Source organism: Shewanella colwelliana (assembly GCF_001735525.1).
Classification (GTDB): domain Bacteria; phylum Pseudomonadota; class Gammaproteobacteria; order Enterobacterales; family Shewanellaceae; genus Shewanella; species Shewanella colwelliana.
On the sequence record NZ_MCBT01000046.1, the window covers coordinates 326,956 to 353,073 of the forward strand.

The 26,118-nt window shown below is 44.4% G+C and carries 21 protein-coding genes; 13 read left to right on the forward strand and 8 right to left on the reverse strand.

The features are described from left to right. Window positions 1–234: 234 nt before the first annotated feature. From thrA to BEL05_RS16975, 4 genes are all read left to right on the forward strand, one after another. Window positions 235–2,703, forward strand: a complete 2,469-nt coding sequence (gene thrA / locus BEL05_RS16960) for a bifunctional aspartate kinase/homoserine dehydrogenase I (RefSeq protein WP_028762769.1) — start codon at window positions 235–237, stop codon at window positions 2,701–2,703. Then, window positions 2,700–3,635, forward strand: a complete 936-nt coding sequence (gene thrB / locus BEL05_RS16965) for a homoserine kinase (protein ID WP_069671889.1) — start codon at window positions 2,700–2,702, stop codon at window positions 3,633–3,635. The genes thrA and thrB overlap by 4 nt, the downstream gene beginning before the upstream one ends. Window positions 3,636–3,662: 27 nt before the next feature. Next, window positions 3,663–4,943, forward strand: a complete 1,281-nt coding sequence (gene thrC, locus BEL05_RS16970) for a threonine synthase (RefSeq protein ID WP_069671890.1) — start codon at window positions 3,663–3,665, stop codon at window positions 4,941–4,943. 257 nt (window positions 4,944–5,200) lie between these two features. Beyond that, the gene (locus BEL05_RS16975) at window positions 5,201–5,500 is read left to right on the forward strand and encodes a hypothetical protein (RefSeq protein ID WP_069671891.1); all 300 of its coding nucleotides are present in this window, start codon (window positions 5,201–5,203) and stop codon (window positions 5,498–5,500) included. On the opposite strand, the gene nfo is transcribed toward BEL05_RS16975, so the two are convergent. Beyond that, window positions 5,497–6,351 carry a deoxyribonuclease IV gene (gene nfo, locus BEL05_RS16980; protein WP_028762773.1) on the reverse strand — a complete coding sequence of 285 codons (855 nt, stop codon included), beginning with the start codon at window positions 6,349–6,351 and terminating at the stop codon, window positions 5,497–5,499. The genes BEL05_RS16975 and nfo overlap by 4 nt on opposite strands. 318 nt (window positions 6,352–6,669) lie before the next feature. On the opposite strand from nfo, the gene BEL05_RS16985 reads away from it, so the two are divergent. Then, window positions 6,670–7,212, forward strand: coding sequence for a hemerythrin domain-containing protein (locus BEL05_RS16985; protein WP_037428058.1), 543 nt, complete (start codon window positions 6,670–6,672; stop codon window positions 7,210–7,212). Between the two features lie 42 nt (window positions 7,213–7,254). On the opposite strand, the gene BEL05_RS16990 is transcribed toward BEL05_RS16985, so the two are convergent. The 5 genes from BEL05_RS16990 to BEL05_RS17010 form a co-directional block, all read right to left on the reverse strand. Continuing rightward, a complete protein-coding gene (locus BEL05_RS16990; RefSeq protein ID WP_028762775.1) occupies window positions 7,255–7,446 on the reverse strand; it encodes a DUF3545 family protein in 192 nt (63 codons plus the stop codon). A gap of 228 nt (window positions 7,447–7,674) precedes the next feature. Beyond that, on the reverse strand, window positions 7,675–9,312 hold the full coding sequence (pgi, locus tag BEL05_RS16995; protein WP_069671892.1) for a glucose-6-phosphate isomerase: 1,638 nt from the start codon (window positions 9,310–9,312) through the stop codon (window positions 7,675–7,677). 14 nt (window positions 9,313–9,326) lie between these two features. Beyond that, window positions 9,327–10,283: a transaldolase gene (gene tal, locus BEL05_RS17000; RefSeq protein ID WP_069671893.1), complete on the reverse strand. Its 957-nt coding sequence runs from the start codon at window positions 10,281–10,283 to the stop codon at window positions 9,327–9,329. Window positions 10,284–10,560: 277 nt separating this feature from the next. Then, window positions 10,561–11,664: an OmpA family protein gene (locus BEL05_RS17005; RefSeq protein WP_028762778.1), complete on the reverse strand. Its 1,104-nt coding sequence runs from the start codon at window positions 11,662–11,664 to the stop codon at window positions 10,561–10,563. Window positions 11,665–11,889: 225 nt separating this feature from the next. Then, entirely contained in the window at window positions 11,890–14,256 is a 2,367-nt protein-coding gene (locus BEL05_RS17010) for a phosphoketolase family protein (RefSeq protein WP_028762779.1), read from the reverse strand. Between the two features lie 425 nt (window positions 14,257–14,681). Between BEL05_RS17010 and BEL05_RS17015 the strand changes: the two genes are divergently transcribed. Both BEL05_RS17015 and yaaA read left to right on the forward strand, forming a co-directional pair. Next, window positions 14,682–16,160 carry an alanine/glycine:cation symporter family protein gene (locus BEL05_RS17015; protein ID WP_069671894.1) on the forward strand — a complete coding sequence of 493 codons (1,479 nt, stop codon included), beginning with the start codon at window positions 14,682–14,684 and terminating at the stop codon, window positions 16,158–16,160. A gap of 189 nt (window positions 16,161–16,349) precedes the next feature. Then, on the forward strand, window positions 16,350–17,123 hold the full coding sequence (yaaA, locus tag BEL05_RS17020) for a peroxide stress protein YaaA (RefSeq protein WP_069671895.1): 774 nt from the start codon (window positions 16,350–16,352) through the stop codon (window positions 17,121–17,123). An 83-nt stretch (window positions 17,124–17,206) separates the two neighbouring features. Here the strand turns inward: yaaA and BEL05_RS17025 are convergent, their stop codons facing one another. Then, window positions 17,207–18,616, reverse strand: coding sequence for a M28 family metallopeptidase (locus tag BEL05_RS17025; RefSeq protein WP_069671896.1), 1,410 nt, complete (start codon window positions 18,614–18,616; stop codon window positions 17,207–17,209). 135 nt (window positions 18,617–18,751) lie between these two features. Between BEL05_RS17025 and BEL05_RS17030 the strand changes: the two genes are divergently transcribed. Further along, window positions 18,752–19,048, forward strand: coding sequence for an ArsR/SmtB family transcription factor (locus BEL05_RS17030; RefSeq protein ID WP_011864899.1), 297 nt, complete (start codon window positions 18,752–18,754; stop codon window positions 19,046–19,048). Between the two features lie 188 nt (window positions 19,049–19,236). Here the strand turns inward: BEL05_RS17030 and rpsT are convergent, their stop codons facing one another. Then, a complete protein-coding gene (rpsT, locus tag BEL05_RS17035) occupies window positions 19,237–19,503 on the reverse strand; it encodes a 30S ribosomal protein S20 (RefSeq protein WP_028762782.1) in 267 nt (88 codons plus the stop codon). Between the two features lie 247 nt (window positions 19,504–19,750). On the opposite strand from rpsT, the gene murJ reads away from it, so the two are divergent. The 5 genes from murJ to fkpB all read left to right on the forward strand — a co-directional run bounded on the left by murJ (window position 19,751) and on the right by fkpB (window position 26,114). Next, window positions 19,751–21,310 carry a murein biosynthesis integral membrane protein MurJ gene (murJ, locus tag BEL05_RS17040; protein WP_069671897.1) on the forward strand — a complete coding sequence of 520 codons (1,560 nt, stop codon included), beginning with the start codon at window positions 19,751–19,753 and terminating at the stop codon, window positions 21,308–21,310. Between the two features lie 64 nt (window positions 21,311–21,374). Further along, window positions 21,375–22,310 carry a bifunctional riboflavin kinase/FAD synthetase gene (ribF, locus tag BEL05_RS17045; RefSeq protein ID WP_028762784.1) on the forward strand — a complete coding sequence of 312 codons (936 nt, stop codon included), beginning with the start codon at window positions 21,375–21,377 and terminating at the stop codon, window positions 22,308–22,310. Between the two features lie 30 nt (window positions 22,311–22,340). Beyond that, on the forward strand, window positions 22,341–25,163 hold the full coding sequence (gene ileS / locus BEL05_RS17050; RefSeq protein WP_069671898.1) for an isoleucine--tRNA ligase: 2,823 nt from the start codon (window positions 22,341–22,343) through the stop codon (window positions 25,161–25,163). An 11-nt stretch (window positions 25,164–25,174) separates the two neighbouring features. Then, window positions 25,175–25,687 (forward strand): signal peptidase II, encoded by a 513-nt coding sequence (gene lspA / locus BEL05_RS17055; RefSeq protein WP_069671899.1) that lies wholly within the window; start codon window positions 25,175–25,177, stop codon window positions 25,685–25,687. Between the two features lie 4 nt (window positions 25,688–25,691). Next, window positions 25,692–26,114 carry an FKBP-type peptidyl-prolyl cis-trans isomerase gene (gene fkpB, locus BEL05_RS17060; protein WP_069671900.1) on the forward strand — a complete coding sequence of 141 codons (423 nt, stop codon included), beginning with the start codon at window positions 25,692–25,694 and terminating at the stop codon, window positions 26,112–26,114. Window positions 26,115–26,118: the final 4 nt, after the last annotated feature.

Sequence of the window (26,118 nt, forward strand, 5' to 3'; positions counted from 1 at the left end):
TTGACAGTTGCATAGAAAAAAAGCAATTCTGTTACCACTTAATACAGAGACGATCTGACGACTAAAATTCATGCATAGCCATAATCTTGTAGTAACCACCATTATTACAACCACCACGATTACAAACGTGGGGGCGGGCTAAGCATACTTAATTAAAAAGTAATTTGATAAGCCCGCTCCCACACCAAGGAGCGGGCTTTTTTGTTTCTAGGGTGCGTGGTACAAGGAGAAAATATGAAAGTGATGAAGTTTGGTGGTACCTCGCTAGCCAATTGGCAACGCTTTAGTGGCGCTGCAGACATTGTGGCTCAAAGTGCAAAGCAAGAAAGTGTTGCAGTTGTGCTGTCTGCGCCAGCTACGGTAACGAATGGTCTGCTGGAAATGGTCGATATTGCGGTTGAGGGTAAAGACTTTTCAAATGCGCTAACTAAGGTCGAGTTAGTGTTTGCTGGCCTGTTAGAAGAAGCTGAGAAGGAAGTGCTCTCTTCATCTCAATGCGCCGGTTTAAAGCTGGTTTTAGACAAACAACTGACACTTTGGCGTAACAAATTACAAGGGATCCTGCTGCTCGGTGAGTGCCCTGATTATGTTAGAGCGGAAATTGTTGTCGGTGGCGAAAAGCTTTCCGCTGCATTGATGGAGCAATTAATGTTTGCTCAGTCGATCAGTGCTAACCAGTTGGTACCCGAAACATTGTTTGTCGCGGGGGGTGAAGTATTAGAATCTGTGGTTGATATCAGCGCGAGTAAACAACGATTTGCCAATTTGTCGCTTGATGCGCACCGTGTCTGGGTAATGCCTGGGTTTACAGCTGGTGACAAAGATGGGCGTATCGTAACGTTAGGGCGTAATGGCTCCGATTACTCCGCTGCGGTCCTTGCTGCCTGCATCGATGCTAGTTGCTGCGAGATCTGGACAGATGTTGATGGTGTTTACAATACTGACCCACGGGTGGTGACCGACGCAAAACTGCTCACTCAACTAAGTTATCAAGAGGCGATGGAGTTAAGTTATTTTGGCGCTAAAGTGCTGCATCCAAAAACGATATCGCCTATTGCTCAGTATCATATCCCTTGTTATATCCGTAATAGTTTTAATCCTGCTGCGCCGGGTACATTAGTCTCTAATCAAGCCGATGAAACTGGATTGAATGTTAAAGCTATCTCCAATCTCGATGATCAAACCATGTTTGATATCGCAGGCCCTGGTATGAAAGGGATGGTTGGTATGGCGAGTCGCACTCTGGGAGCTATTTCGCGTTCTGGAGTCTCTGTTTCACTTATTACTCAAAGCTCATCGGAATATAGCATCAGTTTCTGTGTGGCGACAGAAGACGCACCTAAGGTGCGTGAAGCTTTGGAGCTTGAGTTTGAACTAGAGCTTAAAAGTGAGATTTTAGAAACTATCGAGATGCGTCATCATTTAGCCATTGTGTCGCTTATTGGTGATGGTATGCGCACCCATAAAGGCGTGGCGGGAAAATTCTTCCAAGCACTCGCTCAAGCCAACGTTAACATTGTTGCGATAGCCCAAGGGTCTTCAGAGCGTTCCATTTCAGCTGTCGTTGAATTACGCAAAACTAAGCATGCCATTGCTGCCTGTCACCAAAGCTTTTTTGATGTTCAACATTACCTGGATCTGTTTTTAGTGGGTTGTGGCAACGTAGGGGCTGGGCTATTAGATCAAGTGAAAGCGCAAGCCGAAATGCTAAAGGAGCAACATATCACCATCCGTGTTTGCGGTGTTGCTAACTCGCGCCATATGTTGCTAGACGCTCAAGGCGTTGATTTAAATAACTGGAAAGGGCTACTTAGCGATTGCCAAACACCTTGTGATCTCGACGCTATGTTGATCTGGGCTAAAGACCAGCAGTTACTTAACCCTGTGTTAGTAGATTGTACCTCCAGTGAAAATGTGTCGGATCGCTATATTGATGTGATGAATGCAGGCTTGCATGTCGTGACCCCCAATAAGAAGGCCAATACTCGTGATATTGCCTACTATCGAGCCCTTCGCCAAGCGGCATTGAAACAGCGTCGCCAGTTTCTTTATGAAACGACGGTCGGTGCAGGATTACCTGTTATCGATAATCTTAAAAAGCTGTTGTTTGCTGGTGATAAACTGCAAAAATTTAACGGTATTTTGTCGGGGTCATTGTCTTTCATCTTTGGTATGTTAGATGAAGGAATGAGCCTCTCAGAAGCGACTGGCATCGCGCGTGATAAATGCTTTACTGAACCGGATCCGCGTGACGACCTTAGTGGGATGGACGTCGCTCGTAAGGTGCTTATTTTAGCCCGTGAAGTGGGGATGGAAATTGAACTCGCTGATATCGATGTTGAATCTGTTTTACCCAACGACTTTGATGCATCAGGTGATGTTGAACAGTTTATGGCTAACCTACCCAAGCTCGACGCAGCCATTGCGGAGCGTGTCGAAAGTGCAAGGGAACAGGGCAAAGTTTTACGCTACGTCGGTCAAATAGATGAACAGGGTTGCCGAGTTAAAGTGGCTGAAGTTGATACCAACGATCCACTATACAGCGTTAAAGGCGGCGAGAATGCCCTTGCGTTTTACAGCCGTTACTATCAACCCATTCCTTTTGTGCTCAGGGGCTATGGGGCTGGTACAGAAGTGACGGCAGCAGGGGCGTTTGCCGATCTACTAAGAACCTTAAATTGGACCCGGGAGATGGGCGTATGAGTCTGACGGTTTATGCACCAGCATCCATGGGGAATGTTGGTGTTGGCTTCGATCTATTAGGGGCAGCTTTATCCCCAATTGATGGCAGCTTACTGGGTGATAGAGTCACTATTGCTGCGAGCGAACAAGGCATACAGCTGAGGCTTGCTGGCGTATGGGCCCACAAATTGCCAAGCGATGCAGAAGACAATATCGTTTATCAGTGTGCCGAGTTCTTTTTAGAGCAGTTAGGGTCAACGGCTGGGGTCGCGATGACCTTAGAAAAAAATCTGCCTGTTGGCAGTGGACTAGGCTCTAGCGCTAGTTCAGTTGTTGCCGCTCTTTACGCATTAAATGAACATTTCGCTCACCCTTTTGATCAGCAAGCCTTACTGCGCTTGATGGGAGAATTTGAAGGCCGCATCAGTGGATCTATCCATTATGATAATGTCGCCCCGAGTTATCTGGGGGGCATGCAGTTGATGCTTGATGCACCGCATTCCGTGTGTGAAGGTATTCCGGTATTTAAAGAGTGGTATTGGGTGGTCGCGTATCCCGGTATCTCACTGTCGACAGCAAAAATGAGACAGCTGCTTCCAGAACAGTACGATAAGTGCAAAACCATAGATTTTGGTCGCTATTTAAGTGCTTTTGTTCATGCCAGTTATCGTCAAGATGCCAAGTTAGCGATTGCCATGCTGAAAGATGTGTTAGCTGAGCCTTATCGTGCTCAGGCGATACCGGGTTATGAAGCGGCTCGCAACGCATTAGCTAAGCTGGGCATGTTAACTACAGGTATTTCTGGTAGTGGGCCAACGCTGTTCTCAGTTACTGATGATTTAGCCGTGGCTGAGCGTGCGAAGCAGTGGCTAGATACGCATTATGTCGAGCAAGGTAATGGTTTTTCTCATGTATGTCAGATAGATACATTAGGCACGCGTAGAGTAGATTAGCATTTAAATAAGATTAAGGTAAAACAGATGGAACTATATAATTTAAAACACCCGTCGCAGGTCGTGAGCTTTACTGAAGCGGTTAAGTTGGGACTGGGTAAAGATAGAGGCCTGTTTTTCCCAACGAGCATACCTAAGCTCGATAATATCGATGAGTTATTGGCGATGCCTTTCGTAGCGCGCTCAAAGCAGATCCTCGGCGCTTGGCTAGCATCGGAACTTGGACAAGCGCAGGTTGATAATCTGGTCGATAACGCCTTTAACTTCGAGTTGCCACTGGTTAAAGCTGATGAAAAGCGTTATTGCTTAGAGCTATTTCATGGTCCAACCCTGGCGTTTAAAGATTTTGGCGCTCGATTTATGGCACAGTGCCTTAACGTGCTGGCCACCGATGAAAAAATCACCATTTTAACCGCGACATCTGGCGATACTGGTGCAGCGGTAGCCGATGCCTTTTATGGTTTAGACAAAATACAAGTGGTTGTCTTGTACCCTAAAGGTAAGATTAGTGTGCTACAGGAAAAGATGTTCACAACCTTAGGTGGCAATATTCACACGGTATCGGTGGAATCTGACTTTGATGCATGCCAAGACTTAGTTAAGGCAGCATTTGAAGATGCTGATGTTAGGGATGGCTTGCACCTTAATTCTGCTAACTCGATCAATATTAGCCGCTTATTGGCGCAAATCTGTTATTACTTTGAAGCGGTTGCGCAGTTTAAAAAAGCTAATCAAGACGATCCTGTTATTGCTGTACCCAGTGGAAACTTTGGTAACCTCACTGCGGGGCTTTTTGCTAAAGCGATGGGATTACCAGTTAAGCGTTTTGTGGCGGCCACCAACAGTAACGATACCGTGCCACGCTATTTATCCCAGGGGGAATGGTTACCACAGCAAACCGTTGCGACCATGTCAAATGCTATGGATGTCGCTGAACCGAGCAATTGGCCGCGCGTCGAAGCGATTGTGTCGGCTATGGGCTGGTCTTTGAGCGATCTCACTGGTGTCGGTTTGTCTGAAGCGGACACGGCGAGTGCATTGCGTCAACTCGATGATCTAGGTTACTTGTCCGAGCCCCATGCTGCGATTGCAGCGCACGCGCTCAGTTTGACCATGACTAGTGATGAGATGGGGATATTTCTTGGCACAGCACACCCAGCTAAGTTTAAAGACGTCGTGGAGCAGACCCTCTCAAGAGCAATCGAGTTGCCGCCAGCTTTAGCCGCGGTAAAAGATAAACCTATTCTGTCTGCAAGTTTGCAGGCTGATTTTGATGAGCTTAAGGCTCACCTCTTCGCTATTCTTTAAGTTTTATCGACAAAGAGCGTCTCGGTGGGTTATCTCATCTTGGCGCTTTTTCTTTCTAATTGTTGCTATTCTTCGCTTAGGTTGAGTGGCTTATTAGCATTTTAATGATAACTGCGTAGCTTTGTTTTCATCGTTTCTTAAACCAAACCAGTGTATCCAAGTGTATCTGGCTTACCTGTCTTAGTGTGATCAGCTTCACTCATTTAATTCTATGATTTTATTATCTTTCACCCGTTTTTCATTTTAGAGACTACCAAGTGTTAAGACAGGCCACTTTTCTATTGATTTGTTTGCTATTGACTGCCTGCGCATCGGATGAGGCCATGCTCTATTCCAGAATCAATGAAGCATATGATTTTGAAGTGACGCATTGTGATAGCTTTGCTTTGGTGACTGGCATTGGACGTGGAGAGACAGGGCTAAGCGATGCACAAAACAGTGCTAAAAAGCAGGGAGAGGAGTTATTAGGCACGCATATTGTATGGTTGCATGTTGACCACATTGAAAACAGCGACCAGACACGAGTGGTCGCTGTTGTGTATAAATGCTTGATTTAACGCTTAGCTTGGCTGCGCAACCAGTTTATCTCTTGCGGCCAAATTGCGGGTTCTATCGTCTCTAAAATAAGTGGAATGTTTTGTGTTGCGGGGAGAGTCATAATATAACTAAACCCCTCACTGCCTATATAGCCGGCCCCTAGCGATTGATGTCTATCGACGCGGCTATTCAGTGGTGTTTTACTGTCGTTGAGATGCATCGCCTTTAAGTACTGAAACCCAACTATATTATCGAACTGATTAAAACTTTGTTTAGCTGCTGCTTGTGAGGTGAGGTCATAGCCTGCAGCAAACAGATGGCAGGTGTCGATGCAGATGCCGACACGAGCCTTGTCTTCTACACCGTCGATGATCTGCGCCAATTGTTCAAAACTGTGGCCTAAATTTGAACCCTGTCCTGCGGTATTTTCGATAACTGCTGTGACGCCAGTTGAACGATCTAGGGCAAAATTGATCGATTCACTGATCCTTGCTAAGCATTGGTCTACGCTGATCTGCTTAAGATGACTGCCAGGATGAAAATTGAGTAGCTTGAGGCCCATCTGTTCACATCGACCCATTTCGTCGTAAAAAGCTTGGCGTGATTTATCAAGCTGCTCATCACCAGGATGCCCTAAGTTGATAAGGTAACTGTCGTGCGGGAGTATCGCCTCGGCAGGAATGGCAGCATCGTTACAGTGTTGTTGAAATAACGCTATTTGTTGTGGGCAAAGTGGTGCGGCCTGCCAGCGTCTTTGATTTTTAGTAAACAGAGCAAAGGCATTAGCGCCTATTGCTTTAGCGTTTAATGGGGCGTTGGCGATGCCACCCGCTGCGCTAACGTGTGCGCCGATCCAATGAGTTTCTGACATAGATAATTTTGTGAGTTGGCCATTATGGTTAAAAGCGCTTTATCAGCGCGCAGATTATAGGGAGCAGCCCCTAGTGTTTTGTCATAGTAACATGATGCGAGTATGGATGTTTAACTGCAGCAAGCCTGAGTAGCGTGCTGATAAGGTTGGGATATGCCTCGAACTATAGTGATGGATCTAATTATGAAGTGACGCGCTAGGTTAATGTTAATTTTGTTGATCTTGGTCAGCTCACTTGGTGTGGTAACAGATTAGTGTGAGTAAAATTTCTACAATTGACTATAGTAACTAGAGGCGCATAAAAATATGGAGGTGAAGATGTTAGCGAGACTGCATAATGACCATAAACATATCGCGATATTGTTGAAAATCCTGCAAAACAAGCAGCAGAGACTTGAAAGCGCTGAGCCGGTCAATTTTAATCTTATTCGGGATATTGTTGAGTATATGCAAAGCTATGCCGAGCACAGCCATCATCCTTTAGAAGATTTGATCGATGATTATTTTAAGCAGTGTCACCCCGAAGGCGCTCCTGTTACTCAGCTTACTGACGAGCATCATCTATTGATTGATACGTCGACGCAACTAATGAGTTTGATCAATTTGATCTTAAGTGATGTGCCTGTTGCCAATGCACAGTTAAGTGAACTGCTGCGAGATTATGTTGCGCTGCAAAAAAAACATATGATTTTTGAAGAAACGACCCTGTTTCCAAAATGGCAAGCAATGCTGTCACTGGAAGATTGGCAGAAAATCAACGACCAATGTCAAGAACGCCTTATTACAGACCCCTTGTTTAACGATGATGATAATTTGCTATTCGAAGAGTTGCGAGAATACCTGCAAAAGGCGGAGGATTAACCGATAATAAAATAGCGCCCTTAGGCGCTATTTTTACGATTATTACATCAGGAGATTATCGAAATCATTGCCAAAGCTACTATCGATATCTTGTAACTCTTTAAGTAAACGTTGCTTCTCTTTTATCGCTTCAATCTCACGCCATTTGCGCTTTTTATTGGAGCTTCGCGAACGACTATTTGGTCTTTCAATAACAGCATCTTCTAGCGCACTACCATAATCTAAACGATTCATGGCAACCTCCTGTTGTTGTATTTTTTCTCAACAATTAAATATCACATTTCCAATTTATGGTGCAAGAGAAATGTTTCCAAAATGTTAAGTTAGGGTAAATCTTTTATGAAGGTTGATGCGGTGTTTTTGTGCAGAATACGTCTAGTTAGTGAGCGAAACTAGTGTTGTGAACTGTAGAAAAGAAAAAAGCCAGTGGAAACTGGCTTTTTTATATCAGATTTTTAACTGTTAGATATGATTTGCACGGAACATATTAATTAAGCCATTGCTTGAACTGTCCAGTTCGCTGGCATCTTTATCCGCTTGCAGTCTTATCAACACATCGTTGCCTAGGGTCTTGCCGAGTTCAACACCCCATTGATCAAAGGAGTTGATATCCCACAGTGCGCCTTGAACAAATGTGCGATGTTCATACAGGGCGATTAGGGCACCGAGCGTTGATGGCGTCAGTTTGTCCATCAAAATCGTATTACTCGGCTTGTTACCTTGCATCACCTTATGCTTAGCGATTAGGGCTTGTTCGTCAGCACTTAAACCACTGGTGCTTAGCTCTGCCATTGCTTCTTCAAAAGTACGGCCTTGCATCATCGCTTGGGTTTGCCCAAAGCAGTTGGAAGCCAATTGCACATGGTGTTCGCCAAGTGGATTGTGACTCTGCAGTGGCATAATAAAGTCTGCGGGAATCAACGCGGTACCTTGATGTATCAGTTGGTGATAGGCATGTTGACCATTGGTACCTTCGCCACCCCAAATAACCGGCCCTGTGTTGTATTGCACACATTCACCACTAAGCGTGACCGATTTTCCATTACTCTCCATATCGAGTTGTTGGAAGTAAGCGGGTAGGCCTCGTAAATAGTGATCATAGGTAAGTACTACATGAGACTGGGCATTATGGAAATTGCCGTATAACAATGAGAACAATCCCATGATCACTGGCATATTTTGTTCCAGTGGTGCATTAAGGAAATGTTCATCCATCTCTTTAGCGCCTGCCAGTAATGTCTGGAAGTTATCCATGCCAACGAGCAAAGCAATGGGTAATCCAATGGCTGACCACAATGAGTAACGTCCACCGACCCAATCCCACATTGGGAAGATATTGTCAGCATCCATACCGAACTCTGTTGCTTTAGCGACATTTGAGGTCACCGCTACAAAGTGCTTTGCGATATCAGCTTGGGTACCGCCGTTGGCCAAAAACCACTCTTTGGCACTCAGGGTATTAGTCAAGGTCTCTTGTGTGCCAAATGATTTAGATGACATCACAAACAGGGTGGTTTCTGGATTGACCAAACGCAGCTTTTCGGTGATCGAGCTTGCATCAACGTTAGCCACAAAGTGACAATTAAGTGATTTGTTCCAGTAGGGACGAAGAGCTTGTGTGACAATCTTAGGCCCAAGGAATGATCCGCCAATACCAATACTTACAATGTCGGTAATGGTTTTGCCTGTGTAGCCTTTCCACTGGCCAGTCGTAACGGCATCGACAAACTTGGCCATTTTGTTCTGAGTCTGTTGAACTTCAGGAACAATATTCTTCCCATCAACAAGGATTTCTTGGGACGCATCGGCTCTAAGCGCTGTGTGCAGTACTGCGCGCTTTTCGGTGTTATTGATGATGTCACCGCTGAACATTGCTTTAATTTTTGCTTGCAGTTGGGTCTCTTTTGCAAGTGAAAATAGCAATGCTAGCGTTTTCGAATCTGCTCTATTTTTAGAGTAGTCTAGAAACAAACCACAAGCCGACAAGGACATGTCATTAAAACGCTGTGAGTCCTGATTGAATAGGCTACGCATATGAGCAAGTTGCTCTGTGTGCGCCGCAAGTGCTGACCACGTCGTACTTTTAGTTAACTGTGTCATGGTATTAGTGACCTTTAACCTTGAAGTTGATTTTTCAACATGAGCTCTAGTTTGCCTTGATCGATTGCAAAGTTTCTAATGCCCTCAGCGAGCTTTTCAACTGCCATTGGATCTTGGTTGAACTCCCAACGGAACTCAGCTTCTGTCATTGGCACATCGGGTGCGACAACTTCTGTTGCAGGTTTAAGTTTTTGTATCACTGGGGTGTCTGAGTTCGCCATCTCTTCAAGTAGTGCAGGGCCAATAGTTAGACGGTCACAACCGGCAAGTTCGATGATCTCACCTGTATTACGGAAACTCGCTCCCATTACAACAGTGTTGAAGCCATGACGCTTGTAATAGTTGTAGATGCTGGTCACTGAGACAACACCCGGATCATCGCTGGCACTGTAATCAAGACCCGTGTCTTTTTTGTACCAGTCTAGAATGCGACCCACAAATGGTGAGATAAGGTAGACACCCGCTTCGGCACAGGCTCTGGCTTGAGCGAAGCAGAAAAGTAGCGTGAGGTTACAGTTGATGCCTTCTTGTTCCAGCTCTTTCGCGGCGCAAATTCCTTCCCAAGTAGAGGCTAGCTTAATTAAGATTCTTGATTTATCGATTCCAGCTTCTTCATAAAGTTTGATTAACTTATGTGCCTTTTCGATAGAACCAGCTTTGTCGAATGAGAGTCTTGCATCTACTTCAGTAGAGATGCGGCCTGGGACAATTTTGAGGATCTCTAAACCGATATTGACGGCGAGCTTGTCGCCTGCATCTTCAATCTGTTGCGCGATATCATCGCTTTGAGATGTTGCCCAAGCAATGGCGTTATCGATAAGGTGGCTGTACTCGGGAATTTGTGCTGCTTTTAGGATAAGTGAAGGGTTAGTTGTTGCATCTTGTGGTTGATAGCGCTTGATGGCTTCGATATCGCCCGTGTCGGCAACAATAGTGGTAATGGATTTGAATTGCTCTAGTGTATTAGCCATGAAAATTACATCCTTCTTAAGAAGCAGCTTAAGTTATGAAGTTTACTAACGAGTATTAGACGCGATTTTGCTGATATTTCCAACCATGAATGAAAAAAAATTACAGAAAAGTTGCTAAATATCAGTAAAAGTCGAATTTAAAAACGCAATTTAGTTAACTCATTGGTTTGTATCTAATGGTCTAAGAGTATAACCCTTAAAGTATTACAGTAAAAAAATCGCTGCCAATGCAGCGATTTTTTATTTAGCCTAAGTTTAAGTTGTTAGAGTGCGACAACTATTTAATTAGTGCTTCTTTGCGTACACCAGTGACATGGGCTTCAATACGACGGTTTGCTTTGTTGGCTTCAGCAGAGCTACCTTCAATAATAGGTTGGGTGATACCGTAACCCTTTGAAGAAACACGATCTTGGCTGATACCATATTTGCTCACTAGGATCTCAGCTACGGCATCGGCACGACGCTCCGAAAGATCCATGTTGTAGTCAGGGTTACCGACATTTGATGCATGGCCAGAGATTAGCACTGTTGAACGTGGATGCTCATTCATGTAAGCAGCAAGTTTCTCGATGCGCTCATATGACTCCTGCTTAACAACTGAAGAGTTATTAGCAAATAGAATTGAGCCGACATCACGTTGTTCAGTGACCTCTTTGTACAATGTACAACCGTTGGCATCGACCTGATGGTTTGCAGGGGTATCAGCACACTGATCTTTATCATCGGTGACACCATCATTGTCCGAATCGACTGGAATGACTGCTAGTGGTGCAACGACTGCTGCTGGTGCGGAGCTGCCAAAGCGATAGCTAAGCTCTAGACCATAGTAGTTGCTTTCCATCTCTAGGGTGTTCCACTTATCTTCATCTAAGTTTTCATAGCGACGGTATTTCGCTTGAAGCTTTAGGTTTTCAGTGAAGTTATACCCGATACCTGCACCAACATATGGGGCTATACCACTGTCGCTGTAATATTCGCTGCCCCACTGCTTGTTATTAGACAGTAGATAGTTCATGGCTCCAGCTTCAGCTGAAAGACTCCAGCGCTCAGCAAAGGGCCAAAAACCGACAACACCTAGAGTCATGCCTTTGGCACCTGCATCATTAAGTTTGTCGGCATAATCCACCCACTCCGCGCGTCCAAGGTCGCGGTAACCCAGTTCAACACCAAAATAGTCATTGAATAGGTAACCACCGAAAACGTCCCAGGCATAGGGCTCATCTTCGCCACACACCTTCATGGTCTTCTGATCGCAGTTAGGCTCATAGTTATTTAGACCTAAACCACCACCGACATACCAAGGGCTGAGTTCTTGCGCAGCATTCGCTGCAAATGGGAGCATTGAGGTAAGCAGAATAGCTTTTAAAGTATTATTCATCATTTTCCAAATCCTTTGATTAATCTCTTCCCTCATGCTGTTTCACTATCTGTAGAAACAAGCCAGCACTTTGAGGAGGGATCCTTTAGTTTTATCGCTAGCAGCTATATTATCTTATGCTTAGAGTGATAATTCCAATTTTATTAACGAGTTTTTTTCATCTGCTAGTTATTTGCAATAAAAAAGGCGCTTTCTGATGAAAGCGCCTTAAGAAGTACTACTTGTGACTTATCGAGTCCATACCCAGTTTTCGATGTTGCTTGGGTCTACACCGTTCGCCTTAATGTAGTTTCTATGGTCTACAAGACGTTGCAACATATCGGTAGTGATACCTACGTGTTGGGTTTCGTCGATAACACCTTGTTGGAATAGCTTGTAAGCCATGTCGATAACGAGGTGGTAGCGAGAAGTACCATTACGAACACCCATATCAAATGGTGTAGTCGTTGAACCTTCCTCTTCGTAGCCTTTGATGCGGAATCTATGGCTGCCTTTATAATCAAATACCAGTTTCTTGATGGTATTTGGATAACCGTGATAGTTAAACACGACACCTTTATCGGCAGTAAATACTTCATCCATCAACCATGGCTTGCTTTGGAACTCTAAGCTACCTAAGCCGCTGCTGGTTAATTCAGTTACGCTCACAAAACGGATACGTACTTTTGGTAGTAATTCTCTGATTAGAACCAGTGATGCCATCGACTCTTGGGTTACGTAATCACCACAACCTACTAGTACAACATCAGGGTTTTCATCTGAGGCAAAGTCCCAAACCATTACACCATCTTTAGCTTGTTGACGTGCTTCATCAAGTGTCAACCACTGTGGTAGCTCTTTCTTACCTGCGACTAAGATGTTGAGTTTGTCACGGTCTTCATAAGCACGCTCGGTGTAAACCAGTGTGCTGTTACCATCAGCAGGAAGATACGCTGAAATGATCTTAGGGTGTTTCTCTAGCATCGCGCCCAAGAATGATGGGTTCTGATGTGAGTAGCCATTGTGATCTTGGCGCTCAAGTAGCGACGATAGTACAACGTTACACGCAGGTACTGGCTTACGGAAATGTACGCCTTGGCTCGCATAGACATACTTACAGTACTGGTCAGCCATTGATGAAACCACTTGCGAGAATGCTTCGTAAGTTGGGAACATTGCATGACGACCCGTTACTGTGTAACCGTGAAGCATACCGAATAGCAGGTTCTCAGAAAGCAATTCAATGACGCGGCCATCGCGAGACATATCTTCGTCCCAGCTCTCGATAGGCCATTGCCATGCACGATCTGTTTCTTCAAATACGGCTTGAAGCTGATTTGAATACGTTTCATCAGGGCAGAATATACGTAGGTTACGCTGATCACGGTTGAGTTTCATCGCATCGCGCATCCACTCACCCATCTTGTACATAGATTGACCACGTTGACCACGAGGTGTTTCTGCACCGTAAGCGAGCTTTTCTAGATCAGGTTGTGCTAGGGCACGAACGACTTCTCCGCCGTAGCTTAACTTTTGACGACCACAGGTTAGCTCTTTTGGTGGGAGTAGTGACTGAATATCTTCATCGAAAATCAGCTCACCCTTATCATTCATGCTATAAAGTTCGTCGAACTTGTAGCTGGCTAGCCAAGTGTCTAATGCGGCAAGGTGACCTTTATCAGTTGCACACTTATTAACAATAACTTGGTGTGATTCACAGTTGCCTTCAAGCTTCTTGCCATCAAATTCAGCTGTACCTGTCCAACCTTTGGCGGTACGCATAAGAATAACAGGCCAGCGTGGCTTAACAACGTCTTCACCTGCACGAGCACGAGTTTGGATATCGTTAATCATTTCATATGATTTATCCATAGCCGCTGTCATTTGCACGTATACGTCTTCTTCAAGCTCATCATCGACGATGATTGGGAAGTAGCCTAGACCTCTAAATTCAAGGTCTAACTCTTCGTGGCTCATTCTACCCATACGTGTTGGGCCAGAGATTTTATAACCGTTAATATGAACAATCGGCAGTACAGCACCATTGTTTTTAGGAGAAACTAAGCGGTTAGCATACCAAGAAGCGGCTAATGGACCGGTTTCTGACTCACCATCACCAATTAGACATGCAGCGATAAGATCTGGGTTATCAAGTACTGCACCCCACGCAACTGAAAGTGAATAACCTAATTCACCACCCTCTAGAATTTGACCTGGAGCTTCAGGGTTTGCGTGTGAAGGATAACCATATGCCGCAGAAAACTTCTGACAGATATCAGTAATACCATCTTCGTTATAAGGAATAATGTCTGGGTAGTAGTGGCTTAAAGAGCCTTCCATGAAGAGGTTAGCTTGTACTGCTGGGAATCCGTGGCCTGGGCCGACTAGGTAAACGAAAGAACGATTGTGCTTTTTAATTAGACGGTTAACGTTAGCGTAGACAAAGTTGATACCGGGGCAGGTACCCCAGTGCCCAAGCAGTCTAGGCTTAATATCGCTATGTTCTAAAGGTCGCTTGTAAAGCACGTTTTTTTTCAAGTAAATTTGTGACGTCGCTAAGAAGTTAGTGGCTCTAACAAATTTCTTTAATGCGCCGATCTCTTGCTGTTGTGACATAAATAACCCCATTTATAGTAAGCAAAAAGTTAATCAAAGCTCATGTGGTGCACTATATTTGTAATTTTATTACAAAAATGTGTTCCACATCTTACTTTTTGAAAGTCGTTAATTTAGATTTGTGTTAACTTTTTGGTCGTAAAATCTCTGTTACCAGTGTTAATACAGTAGCTTATTTTTGTTTTTGTGCGTGATGCTAGTGTCATGTAAATGGGTAATTGTGATCTGTATCACGCTGACTATTTTTAATGCTATGCTATTTTGGCGTGTCGAGTGCGGCAGGCATCTTGTTTTGGCAAGGTGAAGGATAATTCGAAAAGAAAAATCTGCTGACATTCTTGGATCAAATTAGGAAGGAATTTAAATACAGACCGTTTCATATCAGTAAGCTTGATGTGAAGTCGTCACGGGGATTAGAGAGTACTATGTTGGAATCGTTATTAAGCTTGGTCGAGTCGACCGTTAACACATTAAACGGCATGTTATGGGGTAGTGTGCTGATCTATGTGTTAGTTGCTGCCGGTGTGTTATTTACAATACGTCTAGGCTTTATTCAGTTACGCATGTTTGGACATGGCGCAAAACTGGTTATTCAAGGCCGCGAAAAAATTGATGGCATATCGTCATTTCAGGTTTTTTGTACATCTATGGCGGCGCGAGTTGGTACGGGAAACATGGCAGGTGTTGCTGTTGCGATAACTGTGGGTGGTGCTGGTGCTATTTTTTGGATGTGGTTAATTGCACTACTTGGTATGGCAACCGCTTTCATTGAGTCGACTTTAGCGCAAGTATACAAGGTTAAAGACAGCGAAGGTCAATACCGTGGAGGCCCTGCATACTACATGGAGCGAGGTTTAGGTAAGCGTTGGATGGGGACAGTGTTCTCTATCTTACTCATTATCGCATTTGGCTTTGCTTTCAATGCAGCGCAAGCCAATACCATGACAGATGCGCTGAATAATGCGTTCGGTTTAGATAAAACCATTGTCGGACTGATCATTGTGGCAGCAGCGGCATACATCATTACTGGTGGGTTGAAAAAAGTTGCTAAAGCATCTGAATTAATTGTGCCAGTTATGGCAGTTGCTTACTTAGCCATTGCACTGGTTGTTTTGGTGATGAATATCGAGCAAGTACCCAGTGCACTAGCCTTGATAGTAAAAAGTGCGTTTGGTTGGGAAGAAGCTGCCGGTGGTGCCATGGGAGCTATGATGGCGGGCATTGCACGTGGCTTGTTCTCTAACGAAGCGGGCATGGGTAGTGCTGCCAATATTGCTGCATCGGCGACACCAAACCCTAATCATCCGGCATCGCAAGGTTTTGTACAGATGATAGGTGTATTCGTTGATACCTTGGTTATCTGTAGTGCATCGGCGGCCATTATTTTGTTATCAGGCGTACTAGATAACCCTGGCGATCAAAAAGGAATTGGGCTATTACAGCTAGCATTGACCAATGAGATGGGGAGTTGGGCTGCCTATTTTGTGGCATTTGCTATTATCTTGTTCTGTTTCTCGTCGATTATTGCCAACTATAGCTATGCTGAAAGCAATGTGATGTTTTTGACTAAGAGCAAAAAGGCACTTTATGTATTCCGTGGACTTGTTCTTGGGATGGTGATGGCAGGCTCTGTCGCATCGTTGCAGTTAGTATGGAACTTTGCTGATGTGTCTATGGGAATGATGGCACTAGTTAACATTGCTGCGATTGTGATGCTCTCCAAGGTAGCCTTTGCTGTGATAAAAGATTACGAACGTCAGGTAAAAGCTGGCATGACACCTACATTTGATTCGTCTAAGTTTCCTGAAATTGATGGTTTAGAAGGCGGTATCTGGAAAGGTAAACACACCCCTACAGTGTTGACTAATGAGCCGACTAAACCAGGCGCAGTGCCAGAAGTTTAGGCGAAAGTGGGGTTGGGTTAACTCGAGGCTGTTTATTTTTTTGAATAGAAAAGTTAAGTTCGCAAGATAAACAGAATCGAGTAATTGAATTAGCACTATCTAAAAAACCACGCTGTTTATGCGTGGTTTTTTTATGGAACCATTAGTATCATAGGTCGCAATTAGGTTGTATTTAATCAAGGAAAACGGATGCTTATTTTAGTCTCTCCAGCTAAAACGCTAGATTATGATAGTCCTGCAAGTACCCAAGCGTATACAGTGCCGGATCTGCTGCAACATAGCCAAGAGCTTATTGAGGTTTGCCGTGAGCTCACGCCCGCCGATATCGCATCATTGATGAAGGTGAGTGACAAGATTGCAGGGCTGAATGCTGCTCGGTTTGCATCGTGGCAACCTGACTTCACCCTAAATAACGCCAAACAAGCCTTGTTTGCGTTTCGTGGCGATGTGTATACAGGATTAGATGCAGATAATTTATCGCCTGAGAGCCTGGCGCGTGCGCAAAATCAGCTGCGAATATTATCAGGTCTCTATGGTTTATTGCGTCCGCTTGATCTCATGCAAGCTTATCGGTTGGAGATGGGGACGCGTTTGGCAAATCCTCGGGGGAGTAATCTGTATCAGTTTTGGGGAGACATTGTTACAGAGCAAGTAAACAGTGCGTTGGCTGAACAAGGTGATGAGATTATCGTTAACCTTGCGTCTAATGAGTATTTTAAAGCGGTTAAGCCTAAATTACTCAAAGGTCAGCTTATCACGCCCGTATTCAAGGATAAGAAAAATGGTCAGTATAAAGTGATTAGTTTTTTTGCCAAAAAAGCGCGCGGTATGATGGTTCGATATATGCTTGATAATGAAGTTAATAGCGTAGAACAGCTGATCAAGTTCGATGTTGCGGGTTATTACTATAGCGAGACTGAATCGAGCCCCAATGCCCCCGTGTTTTTGCGAGAAGAGCAATAGCGTATTTTGTCATAAGTGACTGAGTTTATTCAGTTCAATGTCGAAATAAAAAGCAGCCAATTGGCTGCTTTTTATTAAATCGATTAGTCTGTTTCGGGCTTGGGTAACGGCCTTAATTCAATGTTGGATTGTGCCATCAAATAGGCAAATTGTGCGTAAGCCGCTACATTCTGCGCGAGCGCTTTAGGATCAATTTTATCTAGGGTATCGTTAGGCGTGTGATGATAATCAAAATAGTCGGTACCATCTTGGCGAAGTGACGCTACAGGCACACCATAGCTTGGCAACATTGATACATCAGGGCCTCCTGAGGCGGTGTTAGTGCCGGCGGCGACGCCATTGGCTGCCATGCTTGCAGTTAATGTTTGTATGTCCTTAAAGGCATCGTCAGCGACTTTAAAGTCTATTTGATAAATAGGCCCTGCACCGAAATCGGATTCTGCTGCTATGTAGTGATTGCTCAACTCTGCTTGATGGGCTTTAGCGTAAGTTTTTCCACCAACGAGCCCCACCTCTTCTGCTGCATAAAGCACCACTCTAATGGTTCTCGCTGGTTTTTGAGGCAGCTGAGAAATAAGGTGGCCTGCTGCGGTCACTATCGCCACTCCCGCGCCATCGTCAATGGCTCCAGTGCCCTCATCCCACGAGTCCAGATGGGCTCCAATCAGCACAATTTCATCTGGTTTGCTGCTACCCGTCACCTCTCCAATCACATTATAAGAGGTGGCATAGCCTTTGTTCTGTGGTGACATGTTCAGGTTAAGAACAACATCTGGATTGCGCTTTAACATTAATGTCAGCAAGTCGGCGTCAGGGTTTGACATAGCAGCCGCAGGGATTTTAGGTATGCCATCTTGATAGCGCATCATTCCTGTATGCGCCATTCTGTCATGATCGGTCCCGATTGATCTTATCACAATGGCAATAGCGCCTTTCTCTGCGGCAGCCACCGCACCTTTAGAGCGTCCACCGACAGTTATGCCATAACCTTTACCGGTTTTAAAGCGTGGTGTGATGTGATCAATGAAGACAATCTTCCCTGCTACATCATCAGGGGTTGCTTGCTTGAGCTCTGCTAACGTTGCAAACCTAATGATTGGCGCACTAATGCCTTGTTCAGGGGTCCCAACACTTCCACCTAAGGCTGTAATAACTATTGGTTGAGGATACGGTGATACGACGGCTGCTTTAGCTTCGCCACGTAGCCATACCGGAACTTGGACAGGTTCTTTGTAGACTTTATCAAAGCCTAGGTTGGACAGTTTTTCCTCGGCCCATTGCACAGCAATTAAATCTTGTGCACTGCCTGGAAGTCTTGGGCCTACTTCAACTGTTAATGACTCAACGATATCGTATGCTAACGGTGAACTGAGTGCTTTTTGTTGCAGTTGTGCACTAACACCTTGATTTCGGTCTGTGGTCGGGGTGTGCTGACAACCAATTATGGCCGCAAAAATGATGCTACTAAGAAGGATAAGAGGGGAGCTTTTCATGAGTTTCCTTTATTTTTATTACGTATGTCCCATTTTTTAAAACAATCTAGCAAAAAGTGTGCTTTATGTCCCGACTATATCTTTAAGTCAACGCTATATTAGTGCCGGGGTTTGTTTTAGGAGAAATTGCTCGTAATGAATATAGAATTAATGCAGCAACGAGCAGACAATGCTGTTGTGTTGCTAAAGGCTTTGGCGAATGAACGCCGACTGTTTATCTTGTGTTACCTTCTTAGTGAAGGCGAGATGTGTGTCGGTGAGATGAATAAAAAACTAGGGTTGAGCCAGTCTGCGCTGTCACAGCACTTAGCGTGGTTAAGAAAAGATAATTTAGTTGAGACTCGTAAAGAAGCTCAGACAGTATTTTACTCGCTTAAGAGTAAAGAGGTGTCTGAGATCATCAAGTTACTTAACACTATCTATTGCCACTAATTGATCTAGTGGTTAAGTGAAAACTGGTAGGGCTTAGGCTCTATCAGTTTTTTTGTGCCTGAAGTTTGCCGGATATTGCGGCCATAGGTTGCTAAGCTTGAAGAGAAAACTAAAGCGGCGTTAGCTTTGGGCGAATTTTGGACATAAAAAAACCGGCTTAAGCCGGTTTTTTTATGTCGCTAACAGAATTAAGCAGCTAGTGCTTTGATTCTGGTGTTCAAGCGAGACTTTTGACGAGCAGCTTTATTCTTGTGAATAAGGCCTTTAGTCGCCATGCGGTCAACGATTGGTTGTGCAACATTAAATGCTTCAGTCGCCGCTTTGTGATCGCCAGCATGGATAGCTGCGATTACTTTTTTAACGTATGAACGTAACATTGAACGACGGCTAGCGTTATGCTGACGACGTTTTTCAGATTGAAGCGCGCGCTTCTTTGCAGACTTGCTATTAGCCAAGGTGCAACTCCTAAAAGGGTTAGATATTTTTAAAGGTCGAGGAATATGCCTTTTTTCTGTCACTTTGTCAATGACAATGATCAGATCTTTATCTTAAAGATAAATTAATCGGAGCAGTCTTGGCGTTCTTCAACCTAACTCGTGTAATATGGGCGCAATTCTAGCAGTAAATGCTGCCAGGTGACAGGGGGTAGATCGACTTTTCGGTTGATTTTGTCGCTAGTTCTCGCTCGCTTCAGGGGGTCTTTTGAGCAGGAAACTATTTAAGTCAGGCATGATTGTCAGTGCTATGACGTTGATTTCTCGTGTTTTAGGTTTAGTTCGTGATGTGGTTATTGCCAATTTAATGGGGGCAGGTAGTAGCGCAGACGTTTTCTTTTTTGCTAACAAAATCCCAAATTTTTTACGCAGATTATTTGCCGAAGGGGCTTTTGCTCAAGCGTTCGTCCCGGTTTTGACTGAATATCAGGAGAAACAGAGTGATGAAGAGGTGCGAGTTCTGTTGGCTAAAGTCGCCGGTACACTTGGTTTAATTGTTACCCTCGTTACGCTAGTGGGGGTGATTGCATCGCCCGTACTCACCGCACTTTTTGGTGGAGGGTGGTTTTTAGCTTGGGTCAATGATGAGCCGAATGGAGAGAAGTTTGAACTGGCTTCCTTGATGCTTAAAATAACGTTTCCCTATTTATGGTTTATTACCTTTACGGCATTAGCAGGCTCTATTCTGAATACGCGTGGTCGTTTCGCGGTATCAGCCTTTACCCCTGTTTTCCTTAATATTGCTATTATTGCAGCGGCTATCTATTTAGCCCCCAATCTAGAAAAACCTGAAATCGGCCTTGCGTGGGGCGTTTTTGCTGGTGGACTGATTCAGTTTTTATTCCAAATCCCTTTTCTAATGCGTGAAAAGGCCTTAGTCAAACCCGCTTGGGGCTGGCAGCATCCTGGGGTGGTAAAAATTAGAACACTGATGATTCCTGCATTGTTTGGGGTGTCGGTGTCTCAGATTAATCTGCTGCTGGATACCTTTATAGCCAGTTTTCTGGTTACGGGGTCTATTAGTTGGCTTTACTATTCTGATCGTCTGCTGGAATTTCCTCTGGGGTTATTTGGGATTGCAATTGCTACGGTGATTTTACCTGCCTTGTCAAAGAAGCATGTCAATGATGAAGGTAAGGGCTTCAAACAGACGATGGATTGGGGCGTTAAAGCCATTTTGTTAATGGGATTACCTGCCATGTGCGGCCTTATCGTACTTGCAAAACCTATGCTGATGGTACTGTTTATGCGGGGAGCGTTTACCATCGATGATGTCAATATGGCGTCCATGAGTCTGATGGCCTATGGCAGTGGTTTACTCAGCTTTATGATGATCAAGGTTTTAGCTCCTGGGTATTACTCTCGTCAAGACACTAAAACACCGGTTCGCTATGGCATCATCGCGATGGTGAGCAACATGGTGTTTAATTTAATCTTGGTATTTCCTTTTGGTTATGTCGGCTTAGCAATTGCTACGTCTATGTCTGCACTATTAAATGCTAGTTTGTTATATAGAGGGCTACACATTGCTGGCGTTTATAAAGTTGACCGTCAAACACTACTGTTTTTTGGCAAAGCACTTTGTGCATCAGTAGTTATGATTTTCGTACTATTCCAATTGCTTCCAGACTTAAATGCTTGGCTCAATTTTAGTTTTATTGATCGCGCAACTTACTTATTTGGCTTAATCGCGGCGGGTGCTGTGGCGTATCTATTGTGTATGTTATTGTTGGGAATTCGTCCTTGGAGGATTAAAGCTGGCTTTTGAGGCTGATTATCGTGCCTAGCTGGTATATAATCCGCGAACTTATGCTTGCTAGTTATTGAATGTAATGGAACTGATCCGCGGTATACACAATATTTTACCCAAACATCTTGGCTGTGTGCTGACTATCGGAAATTTCGATGGCGTTCACCGGGGTCATGCTGAAGTGATCAGCGCTTTGGTGAAAAAAGCCCGCCTACACGGTGTTCCGGCGACGTTAATGACCTTTGAACCGCAGCCTCAAGAGTTGTTTCGGGGAGAAAATGCCCCCGCGAGATTGAGTCTGCTGCGTGATAAAATAGTACTGCTAGAAGAGTTAGGCATAGATAGATTGCTGTGTGTGAACTTTAACCAGAAGTTTGCGTCTATGCCGCCTGAATATTTTATTGAGCAATTATTGGTCAAACAGTTGGGTGTTCGATATTTAGTGGTGGGTGATGACTTCTGCTTTGGTAAACAGCGAGCGGGCGACTTTAATATGCTTAAGGCTGCTGGTGAGCAATATGGGTTTGCCGTGGTCAGTACACAAAGTTTTACCCTTGCAGACAAGCGCGTAAGTTCTACCGAGATTCGGGCGCAGTTAGCCAAAGGTAATTTGGAACAAGCAAGGCGTTTGCTCGGGCATCCTTTTACTTTATGCGGCAGAGTTGCACACGGTGAGAAGATAGGGCGAACAATTGGTTTCCCTACCGCAAATATTGCTTTGAAGCGCAAAGTATCACCTGTCCGAGGTGTGTTTGCGGTCAAACTTTATTGGGAAGGTAGCGACATCTATGAAGGTGTTGCGAATGTTGGATTTAGGCCAACCGTTAATGGTCAAAACTGTCAATTAGAAGTCCATTTATTTGACTTTGAAGGTGATCTATATGGGAAGACCGTTGAAGTTGAATTGGTGGCAAAAATTAGAGATGAACAGCCATTTAGATCGTTAGATGCGCTGAAAGATCAAATTAAAAATGATGCTGATAGAGCGAGAGCTTTACTTGGCAGCGATGCAAGCTAATTGTTTAGCTAACAAAATGGTATAGGATCAATGAGCGACTATAAATCTACTTTGAATTTGCCGGAAACAGCGTTTCCGATGCGTGGTAACTTGGCTAATCGTGAGCCAGAGATGTTGAAATCTTGGACCAAAAATGGTCTGTACCAGAAGATTCGTGAAAGTCGCAGCGGTGCCAAACCTTTTATTTTGCACGACGGCCCTCCTTATGCGAATGGTGATATTCATATTGGGCATTCAGTCAACAAAATCCTTAAAGATATTATCGTTAAGTCTAAGACAATGTCGGGCTTTGATGCGCCATATATCCCTGGTTGGGATTGCCATGGTCTGCCAATCGAATTGAAAGTTGAACAGAAAGTCGGCAAGCCTGGTCACAAAGTCACTGCAGCTGAGTTCCGCCAAAAATGTCGTGAGTATGCCGCTAAGCAAGTTGATGGCCAGCGTGACGACTTTATCCGTTTAGGTGTGTTGGGTGATTGGCAAAACCCATATTTAACAATGGACTTCAGTACTGAAGCGAATATTGTTCGCTCATTATCAAAAGTTATCGACAGTGGTCACTTGCATAAAGGTGTTAAGCCTGTGCATTGGTGTACCGATTGTGGTTCGGCGTTGGCTGAAGCTGAAGTTGAGTATGAAGACAAGATGTCTCCTGCAATCGATGTCGCATTCTCTGCGGTTGATAAGCCAGCCTTACTCGCTAAGTTTGGTCTGAATGAGTATGCATATACTGTTTCAATGGTTATTTGGACAACTACGCCATGGACGTTGCCTGCTAACCGAGCATTAGCTGTCGCGGGTAATATCGAGTATACCTTGGTTGAGATGGTTAAAGATGGCGAAACTCAAGCATTGGTTTTAGCAACCGATCTTTACGAGTCATGTATCGAACGATTCGGTGCTGAGTCGCATACTGTTCTAGGTACTGTGTTAGGCAGTGAGCTTGAGCTATTGCGCTTTAGTCATCCGTTTTACGACTTTGACGTGCCAGTTATTTTGGGTGAGCACGTCACTGTTGATTCTGGTACTGGTGTGGTGCATACCGCTCCGGGTCATGGTCAAGATGATTTCGTGGTTGGACAAAAGTATGGTCTAGAAGTCGCTAACCCAGTTGGTGATAACGGTGTTTATAAAGCCGATACCGAAATCTTTGCCGGTTTACACGTATTCAAAGCAAATAAAAACGTTGTTGAGCTGCTAGGTGAAAAGGGCGCGCTACTTAATCACGTGCAGATTAAGCACAGTTACCCGCATTGCTGGCGCCATAAAACGCCAATTATCTTCCGTGCTACGCCGCAGTGGTTTATTTCGATGGACCAAAAAGGTCTAAGAAATCAAGCGCTAGGCGAGATTGAAAAGACGCAGTGGATCCCTGATTGGGGGCAAAGCCGCATCGAGAAGATGGTTGAGAACCGCCCAGATTGGTGTATTTCTCGTCAACGTACTTGGGGTGTTCCAATTACCTTATTTGTACATCGTGAAACTGAAGAGCTTCACCCAGATAGTGTGTCATTAATGGAACGTGTCGCTAACCGCATTGAGCAAGAAGGTATTCAAGCTTGGTGGGATCTCGATGCATCTGAGCTGCTTGGCGATGAAGCTGAGCAATACCGTAAAGTCACCGACACATTAGATGTTTGGTACGATTCAGGTTCAACTTTCTCATCTGTTGTTGCGTCACGCCCTGAGTTTAATGGTCATCCTATTGACCTATACCTAGAAGGTAGCGATCAGCATCGTGGTTGGTTTATGTCATCCTTGATGATTTCCACTGCGATGAATGGCAAAGCACCTTACAAACAAGTATTGACCCATGGTTTTACCGTTGATGGTCAAGGCCGTAAGATGTCTAAGTCTGTCGGTAATGTGATTGCACCACAGCATGTGACCAATAAATTAGGTGCTGATATCCTTCGCTTATGGGTTGCTGCCACCGATTATAGCGGTGAAATGACAGTTTCAGACGAAATCCTTAACCGTAGTGCTGATGCTTATCGTCGTATTCGTAACACTGCGCGCTTTCTGTTAGCCAATATCAACGGGTTTGATCCAGTGAAAGATATGGTTGCCATCGATGATATGGTTGCGCTAGACCGTTGGGTTGTTCGCCGTGCTGCTGCATTGCAAAAAGAGCTACTCGAAGCCTATGAGCAATATAACTTCCATTTGGTGACACAAAAACTGATGCAGTTCTGTTCAGTTGAACTAGGTAGTTTCTACTTAGATATCATTAAAGACAGACAATACACAGCTAAAGGCGATAGCAATGCGCGTCGTAGTTGTCAGTCCGCCTTATATTTGATCTCTGAAGCTATGGTGCGTTGGATAGCACCAATCCTAAGCTTTACTGCCGATGAAATTTGGAAGCTGCTTCCAGGTGAACGAGCTGAGTATGTATTTACCGAGACTTGGTATGAAGGCCTTAAATCAGTGACACTTGAGTCAGATTTGAGCGACACCTATTGGGAACAATTACTCAGTGTGCGCGCTGAAGTTAATAAAGTGATCGAAAATGCACGCCGTGAAAAGACCGTAGGCGGATCATTAGAAGTTGAGATCACTTTGTATGCAGACGAAGCGCTTTCATCTGCATTAGCTATTCTGGGCGACGAACTGCGTTTTGTACTATTAACCTCTAAAACGACACTGGTGGATCTAGCCCAAGCACCTGCGGATGCTATTGGTACTGAGTTATCATCGCTCAAACTTGGTCTTAACAAATCGGCGGCAGAAAAGTGTGAACGGTGTTGGCATCATAGAGAAGATGTTGGTCAAGTCGTTGAACACCCAACTCTTTGTACTCGCTGTGTGACTAACATCGAAGGTGACGGCGAAGCTCGTCAGTTTGCTTAAGGGATATATTGATGCCATCTAGCTGGAAAGAGAGTGGCTTACGTTGGTATTGGATAGTTGTGTTGGTGTTTATCGCCGACCAACTGTCTAAACAATGGGTACTAGCCAGTTTTGACCTTTATGAGTCAATTAAATTGTTGCCGTTTTTTAATTTTACGTACGTACGTAATTACGGGGCGGCATTTAGCTTTTTAAGTGATGCAGGCGGTTGGCAACGTTGGCTATTTACAGTCGTTGCCGTTGGTTTTAGTACGCTATTAACGGTTTGGCTGCGTAAACAGCCTAGTGGAATGTGGCGTTTAAACCTAGCTTATACGCTTGTTATCGGTGGTGCCCTTGGGAACTTAATAGATAGATTACAACATGGTTTTGTGGTCGACTTTCTTGATTTCTATTGGAACACCAGTCGTTTCCCAGCCTTTAATATTGCCGACTCCGCAATTTGCATAGGTGCCGGTTTGATTATCATTGATTCGTTTATCACCGAACGCAAAGCGGATGGCGAAAATGCCGCCAAGGGGTAGTTAAGTGTCAGTATCTCGTTCATTGTTATGCCACATGAATATTTTATTGGAAGATGGCTCAACTGCTGATAGCACTAAAGCATCAGGTAAGCCAGCTAAGCTAAATATCGGCGATGAAACCTTAAGCCCAGCTTTTGAAGCTCAACTTGTAAACCTCAAAGAGGGTGATAAGCATAGCTTTACTCTACAAGCCGTTGATGCTTTTGGTGAGTCAAACCCTGATGCGATTCATCATATGGACAGGAGCAAGTTTCCTGCCGATATGAGCTTAGAGACAGGTGTTATAGTCAGTTTTGCCGGGCCTGGTGGTAGCGAAATCCCCGGTATCGTCCGTGAGGTTGCAGGTGATTCTGTAACGGTTGATCTTAATCATCCGCTTGCAGGGCGAACCGTTACTTTTGAACTAGAAGTCGTTGAGGTGCACTAACTAT

Bases quoted from the DNA above. Each gene is read 5' to 3' on its own strand.
- BEL05_RS17025 (WP_069671896.1), bottom strand. From the start codon at position 18,616: ATGAAAAGCTCCCCTCTTATCCTTCTTAGTAGCATCATTTTTGCGGCC.
- BEL05_RS17005 (WP_028762778.1), bottom strand. From the start codon at position 11,664: ATGATGAATAATACTTTAAAAGCTATTCTGCTTACCTCAATGCTCCCA.
- thrA (WP_028762769.1), top strand. From the start codon at position 235: ATGAAAGTGATGAAGTTTGGTGGTACCTCGCTAGCCAATTGGCAACGC.
- thrC (WP_069671890.1), top strand. From the start codon at position 3,663: ATGGAACTATATAATTTAAAACACCCGTCGCAGGTCGTGAGCTTTACT.
- lspA (WP_069671899.1), top strand. From the start codon at position 25,175: ATGCCATCTAGCTGGAAAGAGAGTGGCTTACGTTGGTATTGGATAGTT.
- thrB (WP_069671889.1), top strand. From the start codon at position 2,700: ATGAGTCTGACGGTTTATGCACCAGCATCCATGGGGAATGTTGGTGTT.
- ileS (WP_069671898.1), top strand. From the start codon at position 22,341: ATGAGCGACTATAAATCTACTTTGAATTTGCCGGAAACAGCGTTTCCG.
- BEL05_RS16990 (WP_028762775.1), bottom strand. From the start codon at position 7,446: ATGAATCGTTTAGATTATGGTAGTGCGCTAGAAGATGCTGTTATTGAA.
- BEL05_RS17030 (WP_011864899.1), top strand. From the start codon at position 18,752: ATGAATATAGAATTAATGCAGCAACGAGCAGACAATGCTGTTGTGTTG.
- pgi (WP_069671892.1), bottom strand. From the start codon at position 9,312: ATGACACAGTTAACTAAAAGTACGACGTGGTCAGCACTTGCGGCGCAC.
- yaaA (WP_069671895.1), top strand. From the start codon at position 16,350: ATGCTTATTTTAGTCTCTCCAGCTAAAACGCTAGATTATGATAGTCCT.
- nfo (WP_028762773.1), bottom strand. From the start codon at position 6,351: ATGTCAGAAACTCATTGGATCGGCGCACACGTTAGCGCAGCGGGTGGC.
- BEL05_RS17010 (WP_028762779.1), bottom strand. From the start codon at position 14,256: ATGTCACAACAGCAAGAGATCGGCGCATTAAAGAAATTTGTTAGAGCC.
- tal (WP_069671893.1), bottom strand. From the start codon at position 10,283: ATGGCTAATACACTAGAGCAATTCAAATCCATTACCACTATTGTTGCC.
- ribF (WP_028762784.1), top strand. From the start codon at position 21,375: ATGGAACTGATCCGCGGTATACACAATATTTTACCCAAACATCTTGGC.
- BEL05_RS16985 (WP_037428058.1), top strand. From the start codon at position 6,670: ATGTTAGCGAGACTGCATAATGACCATAAACATATCGCGATATTGTTG.
- BEL05_RS17015 (WP_069671894.1), top strand. From the start codon at position 14,682: ATGTTGGAATCGTTATTAAGCTTGGTCGAGTCGACCGTTAACACATTA.